The following is a 745-nucleotide window of genomic DNA, read 5'->3' as shown; positions in this document are numbered from 1 at the left end:
GAGGAGATACAGCGTTTACAGCATGAATTGCACAGTTTAGAGGGGCAGGTTTCCGGCGATTTAACGCTCACGGCTGTCAACACGGCCCAGTACATAACACCGTATCTACTAAAACCGTTTCTTGATCGATACCCTTTAGTGAGCGTCCGTGTACATGTTGTGAACCGGGCGCAGGCGATCGAGCGTTTAAATAGCAATCAGGGAGATTTGGTAATAATGGGGATCGTGCCAAGCGAAAAGCCTTTCGCGTCTTTGCCGTTTCTCGACAACGAGCTCATCCCGGTAATGGCTCCAACACATGTTCTAAATACTGAAGACAAGATCACGGCTGAGCAATTTCTTGAATCGGGCGTGCTTGTGCGCGAGAGGGGCTCGGGAAGTCGCTTGGCGTTAGAGCAGCATTGTCATGAGCATACACTCAAATTGCGTTTGAGCATGGAGTTTGGCTCCAATGATGCGACCAAACATGGGGTGTTAGCAGGGCTAGGTGTTGCGGTCTTACCTCGACTAAGTGTTACTAGCGAATTGCGACTAGGCACGCTTGTATCCCCGGAGATTGACGGGTTTCCCATAAAGCGGGCATGGTGCTTGGTCCATCCTTCGGCGAAAAAACCTTCTTCGGTCGCTCAGTATTTTCTGGACTTCGTTGCCGATAATCAGGGGAGAATTGCAGAGGCCTTTCGTCTTGCAGGGGTAGAAACGGACCGTGTGATTTTCGAATAGAACGACAGCCTCTAAGGAACAT

1 protein-coding gene is annotated in these 745 nt (G+C 50.2%); it reads left to right on the top strand.

What is annotated here, in order from left to right:
- Nucleotides 1-723: LysR substrate-binding domain-containing protein (locus tag A3750_RS19375; protein ID WP_068548655.1), on the top strand; the 723-nt coding region annotated here is incomplete at its 5' end.
- Nucleotides 724-745 lie beyond the last annotated feature (22 nt).

The sequence above is a fragment of the Oleiphilus sp. HI0079 genome (genome assembly GCF_001635105.1).
Note: the sequence above shows the minus strand (reverse complement) of the source record. Positions and strands in the feature narration are given on the sequence as shown.